3 protein-coding genes are annotated in these 2,845 nt (G+C 73.5%); 2 read left to right on the plus strand and 1 reads right to left on the minus strand.

The window, feature by feature from the left end; genetic code table 11:
- Together JL475_RS38500 and JL475_RS38505 are read left to right on the plus strand one after the other, a co-directional pair.
- The coding region (locus JL475_RS38500; RefSeq protein ID WP_202282846.1) for a DoxX family protein at positions 1-381 on the plus strand (381 nt) is incomplete at its 5' end.
- A 134-nt stretch (positions 382-515) separates the two neighbouring features.
- Positions 516-1,637, plus strand: coding sequence for a PP2C family protein-serine/threonine phosphatase (locus tag JL475_RS38505; protein ID WP_202282847.1), 1,122 nt, complete (start codon positions 516-518; stop codon positions 1,635-1,637).
- A 257-nt stretch (positions 1,638-1,894) separates the two neighbouring features.
- Here the strand turns inward: JL475_RS38505 and JL475_RS38510 are convergent, their stop codons facing one another.
- Positions 1,895-2,617, minus strand: a complete 723-nt coding sequence (locus JL475_RS38510; RefSeq protein ID WP_202282848.1) for a lytic polysaccharide monooxygenase — start codon at positions 2,615-2,617, stop codon at positions 1,895-1,897.
- Positions 2,618-2,845 lie beyond the last annotated feature (228 nt).

The following is a 2,845-nucleotide window of genomic DNA, read 5'->3' on the forward strand; positions in this document are numbered from 1 at the left end:
AAGGCCAGCGCGACGGCGGCGGGCCTCGCGGAGGCGGGCGGCGGCGCGCTGCTCGCGCTCGGCCTGGCCACCCCGGCGGCCGGTGCGGCGGCGGCCGGGGCGATGGCGGGCGCGGCCGCCGTGCACGCGCCCAACGGCTTCTTCAACCAGGAGGGCGGCTACGAGCACGCCGCGCTCCTGGGCCTGACGGCGGCCGGCCTCGCCGTCGCGGGGCCCGGCCGCCTCTCGGTGGACCACGCCCTCGGCCACACGGCCGACCGGAGCTGGATGGTCTTCGCGGCCTTCGCCGCGACCTCGGCGGTCACCGCGGCGGTCGTGGGTGCACGGTCCAGACGCCTGCGCAGGGCGAAGGAGGGCGAGCAGGAGGCCCTGTTCGACTGACTTCGAACGATTTCGGACAGCTTCGGCCCGTTTGGACGCGTACCACCATCGTGGCGCTCCGGTCGCCGGGGCCGGGGAGGCGGCAGAGACTGAAACCCGGATTCCGTCCAGGAGCACCCCCGGAGCGCAGGAGAATGGGCCCCACCCGCGCGTTACCGCCCCGCGAAAGGCGGTGGCTTCGATGGCTGCCCGCCGCGCTGATCCTCGGCGTGTTCGTCCTCGACCTCCTCACCCCGCGAGGCATAAGGGTCTTCCCCCTGCTGGCGGCCGCCCCCGTGCTGGTCGCGCCCTGGCTCTCCCTGGCCGGGACGATCGCCACCGGCGGGGCGGCGCTCCTCGCCGCGGTGCTCCTGCCGCTGGTGAGAGGCAGGCTGCCGTTCGGCGTCGACGACATCGTCCCGTTCTCCACCTTCGTCACCCTGACCTTCCTGGCCTCGGTCGTGAACCGGCTGCTGGCCCGCGAGCGGCGGCAGCTGAAGAACGCCCGCGAGGTCGCCGAGGCCCTCCAGCGCGCCGTACTCCCCTCCCCGCCCGGACGGATCGGGCCGCTGGCCGTGGCCGTCCGGTACGAGGCCGCGGCGCGGGAAGCCGCCATCGGGGGCGACCTGTACGCGATCCACTCCACTCCCCACGGCATCCGGCTGATGATCGCCGATGTCCGGGGCAAGGGTCTGGGCGCGATCCGAACCGTCAACGCGCTGCTGGGCACCTTCCACGAGGCCACCCTGCGCGCCCCGGACCTGCCCGGCGTGGTCCGCTGGCTGGAGGAGCGGGTGCAGGAGGCCCACGTCGCCGAGGGCGGGGCAGGACTCGAGACGTTCGTCACCGCCGTCGTCGCCGAGGTGTCCGCCGACGGCACCACCCTGCGCATGGCCAATCGGGGGCACCCGGCGCCGCTGCTGGTCCACCGCGGCCGGACCCGCCCGCTGGAACCGTGCACGCCCTCACTGCCGCTGGGCCTGGCCGACCTCGGCGCCCCGAACGTCCTCCCGGACGTCCCCGTGGACCAGTACGCCCTGCCCGAGGGGGCGGTCCTGGTGCTGTTCACCGACGGCGTCGTCGAGGCCCGCGACCACCGCGGGGTCTTCTACGATCCCGTCCCGCGGCTGTCCCGTCCCCTCCCGCCGGACCCGGACCACGTGCTGGACGCCCTGCTCACCGACCTGTACCGGTACACCGCGGAGCACCTCGACGACGACGTCGCGCTCCTCGCCATCGGCCTGCCCCACGATACGAACGGCAGCCGGCGCGTCTGAGGGAACCCCGCTGCCCCGCCGGCCCTGCGTGGAGGACCGTCGGACGCTGTCCGCGGCCCGTGCCCGGGTCTGCGGCATGAGCGATCCGGTGGACCCGCTCACACGACGCTCTCTCGGAGCTCCCCGCCAGGACCCGTCCGGCGATTGAACTCGCGGCGGGTCGTGGAGGGCCGACGGGGTCGAGGCCCCTCTCCGCAGAACCGGTGCGGCGGGCGCCGCGTGGGGCCGGCGTGCCGCACCGGTCTCACTCAGCGGATCTAGCAGGCGCCCAGGTCTTCCCAGACGCCCCAGTCGCCGGCGGCGCCGGGCTTCTCGCCCGTCGTCCACCACTTGGCGCGGTAGGTGCGGCCGTCGTGGGTGACGGTGTCGCCGTTGTTGTAGACGGCACCGGCGTTCCAGGTCGGCGCGGCGCAGGAGCCCGGCTCGTTGCCGCCTCCACCGCCGTTGCCGCCACCATTACCGCCGCCGGTGATGTTGACGTCGATGCAGGCGTAGAAGGCGTTGGAGGTGTCGGCCACGTTCCAGACGGCCAGGACCTTCTGGCGGCCCGTCAGGTCACCGAAGTCGACCTGGTGGCTGACCTCGGCGGGAGGCTGCGCGCCCCGGTCGTCGAACTCGGCGATCTTCCGGTCACCGATGAAGTACTGCCAGGTCTCGGTGGCGTGCCGTGCCGTGAGGCGCCAGTTGAAGGTGTGCGACCCGCCGACCTGCGCGACCCGCCAGGGCTTGCTGTCGTCGTCGAGGTCGGAGAACTGGGCATTGCCGCCGCTGCAGCTGCGCAGGCCCTTCGGGCCCTCGACGCTCTGCGGCTCGTACTTGATCTGACCGCAGTCGACGACGCCCTTGGCGCACTGGTCCTGGCGGCTGCCGGGGTCGGTCACCCATCCGTGGGCACTGGCCGCACCCGCCGGAAGACTGACGGCGAGGAGGGGGGCGACCAGGGCTCCGACAGCCAGGGACGCTCGCCTTTTCATGTCCATGCAATGACTCTTTCTTCGGCGTACAGGAGAACCGGCCACGGAGCACGACATCGCCGACCGCACGCGAGGCGCGCAGCGCGCGGTCGCGCCGCCGTGGCGGACACCACCCTTCGCCCCGGCCCACGAAGGCACCGGGACGGAGACGAACACCGGTCTAGGGCCTGTTCGGGATCGTGATCATGTGGCGGGGGCAAGGCTGCGCAGCCAGATGATGGCGCCGCGCAGCTG

The organism is Streptomyces sp. M2CJ-2 (assembly GCF_016757295.1).
GTDB lineage: Bacteria > Actinomycetota > Actinomycetes > Streptomycetales > Streptomycetaceae > Streptomyces.